Source organism: Kitasatospora sp. NPDC088742, from assembly GCF_055584905.1.
The window spans coordinates 1-2,301 of record NZ_JBVJLD010000099.1 but is presented as its reverse complement, the minus strand read 5'-3'; the positions used below and the strand labels follow the sequence as shown (position 1 = coordinate 2,301).

At 72.2% G+C, this 2,301-nt stretch carries 4 protein-coding genes; 2 read left to right on the top strand and 2 right to left on the bottom strand.

The annotated features are described in order from the left end of the window. Both ACZ6ZR_RS38280 and bagA read right to left on the bottom strand, forming a co-directional pair. Positions 1–425: ArsA family ATPase (locus tag ACZ6ZR_RS38280; RefSeq protein WP_465650603.1), on the bottom strand; the 425-nt coding region annotated here is incomplete at its 3' end. Continuing rightward, positions 422–1,480 carry an ATPase BagA gene (gene bagA, locus ACZ6ZR_RS38275; RefSeq protein WP_465650600.1) on the bottom strand — a complete coding sequence of 353 codons (1,059 nt, stop codon included), beginning with the start codon at positions 1,478–1,480 and terminating at the stop codon, positions 422–424. The genes ACZ6ZR_RS38280 and bagA, both read right to left, overlap by 4 nt. Positions 1,481–1,657: 177 nt before the next feature. On the opposite strand from bagA, the gene ACZ6ZR_RS38270 reads away from it, so the two are divergent. Both ACZ6ZR_RS38270 and ACZ6ZR_RS38265 read left to right on the top strand, forming a co-directional pair. Beyond that, entirely contained in the window at positions 1,658–1,813 is a 156-nt protein-coding gene (locus tag ACZ6ZR_RS38270) for a DUF4177 domain-containing protein (protein ID WP_345286961.1), read from the top strand. After that, positions 1,813–2,277, top strand: coding sequence for a RidA family protein (locus ACZ6ZR_RS38265; RefSeq protein WP_465650598.1), 465 nt, complete (start codon positions 1,813–1,815; stop codon positions 2,275–2,277). The genes ACZ6ZR_RS38270 and ACZ6ZR_RS38265 overlap by 1 nt, the downstream gene beginning before the upstream one ends. Positions 2,278–2,301: the final 24 nt, after the last annotated feature.

The following is a 2,301-nucleotide window of genomic DNA, read 5'->3' as shown; positions in this document are numbered from 1 at the left end:
TGCGGGCCGAGCTTCTCCATCGCCATGTACTCCTGCGTCCCGGCGAAGCCGGCCGAGAGCGACTGGTAGAAGGGGTTCTCCAGGATGGTCCGGGCCCGCTCCGGGTCGGCGTGGGCGATCACGACCTCGTCGAAGGTCCGCTTCATGTCCAGCATCATGGCCTGGAGTTCGCCACCGCCGCCGTCGCTGCTGCCGACGCCCTTGACCACCCGCGGGGTGTTGTCCAGCTCGGTCAGGCCCATCGACTGGGCCAGCCGCCGGGCCGGGTCGATGGTGAGCACCACGACCTTGCGGCCCCGCTCCGCCGCGCGCAGGCCGATCGCCGCGGCGGTGGTGGTCTTGCCGACCCCGCCGGAGCCGCAGCAGACCACGATCCGGGTCGCCGGGTCGCCGATCAGCGCGTCGATGTCCAGTAGCCCGGTCATGCCGCCCCCTGCCGCTTGAGCTCGCCGGCCAGGCGGTACAGCCCGCCCAGGTCCACCCCGCCGCCGAGCAGCGGGAGTTCATAGGTGGGCAGCTTCAACTGCTGCACCGCGGCCCGCTGTTCACGCTCCAGCTCGACCCGCTCGGCGTGCTCCCTGGCCTGCTCCAGCAGCGGGTCGATCAGCGGTTCCACCGCCGCCCGCACGGTGGCGGCCGACTTGGAGCGCCCGCCCAGTCCGGCCTCGCCGAGGGCCCGCGCGACCTCCTCGCGGTGGTCACCGTCCACCGCCGCGACCGCCGCCGCGTCCAGCACGGGCGGGCGCACCATGTTCACCAGCACCCCGCCGACCGGCAGCTTGGCCTCGCGCAGCTCGCCGATGCCGTCCACCGTCTCCTGCACCGGCATCTCCTCCAGCAGGGTCACCAGGTGGACCGCCGTCTCGGCCGAGCGCAGCACCCGCATCACCGCCTGGGCCTGCCCGTGGATCGGCCCGAACCGGGCCAGCCCGGCCACCTCGGAGTTGACGTTGAGGAACCTGGTGACCCGTCCGGTCGGCGGCGCGTCCATCACGATCGCGTCGTACGCCCGCCTGCCGTCCGGCCCCTTCCGGCGGGCCGCCTCGCAGGCCTTGCCGGTGAGCAGCACGTCCCGCACGCCGGGCGCGATGGTGGTGGCGAAGTCGACGAAGCCGACCTTCTGCAGCGCCTTCCCGGCCCGGCCCAGCTTGTAGAACATGTCGAGGTACTCGAGCAGCGCCAGCTCGGTGTCGATCGCCAGCGCGTACAGCTCGCCGGCCGGCCCGCGGCCCGGAAGACCGAGCTTGGCCGGGGAGACGGTGGCCACCTTCCGCTCCTCGTACGGCAGAGCGGCTATCCCGAACAGCTCGGCGATGCCCTGCCGGCCCTCCACCTCGATCAGCAGCGTCCGGCCCCCCTCGGCGGCCAGCGCCAGGGCGAGCGCGGCGGCGACGGTGGTCTTGCCGGTGCCGCCCTTGCCGCTCACCACGTGGAGCCGGACCCCCTCCCAGTCCGGGCCGTGCCGGTCCTGCTGCTCCACGCTCCGCCTCCGTGCTCTCAGGTGCTGACGCCAGGTGCTGCCGTGCTGCCAAAGGTGTTCTCCCGCGAGGGTAACCAGCCGTCGCCGCGGATGCCGGGATTCCCGGACGGGTGACCCCTGACGGAGAACGGCCGGCGGGCGGCGGGCCGAGGGTGAAATGGCACTAGAGTCGGGGCCATGACCAAGTGGGAATACGTCACCGTGCCGCTGCTCGTCCACGCCACCAAGCAGATCCTGGACACCTGGGGCCAGGACGGCTGGGAGCTCGTCCAGGTCGTTCCGGGCCCGAACCCGGAGCAGCTGGTGGCCTACCTGAAGCGGGAGAAGATCTGATGAGCAAGGTCGAGGAGAAGCTGGCCGAGCTCGGCCTCACCCTCCCCGAGGTGGTGCCGCCGGTCGCCGCGTACGTTCCGGCGATCCGCTCCGGCGAGTACGTGCTGACGGCCGGTCAGCTCCCGATGGTGGCCGGCAAGCTGCCCAGCACCGGCAAGGTCGGCGCCGAGGTCACCGCCGAGGAGGCCAAGGAGCTGGCGCAGATCTGCGCGCTCAACGGCCTGGCGGCGATCAAGTCCGTGATCGGTGACCTGGACAAGCTGGAGCAGGTCGTCAAGGTGGTCGGCTTCGTCGCCTCCGCCCCCGATTTCACCGGGCAGCCCGGTGTGATCAACGGTGCCAGTGAGTTCCTCGGTGAGGTGCTCGGTGCGGCGGGCGTGCACGCGCGGTCGGCGGTCGGTGTCGCGGTGCTGCCGCTGGACGCGCCGGTCGAGATCGAGTTCCAGGTCCGCGTTCGGGACTGACGTACCGGCAGCGACCCGCAGGGG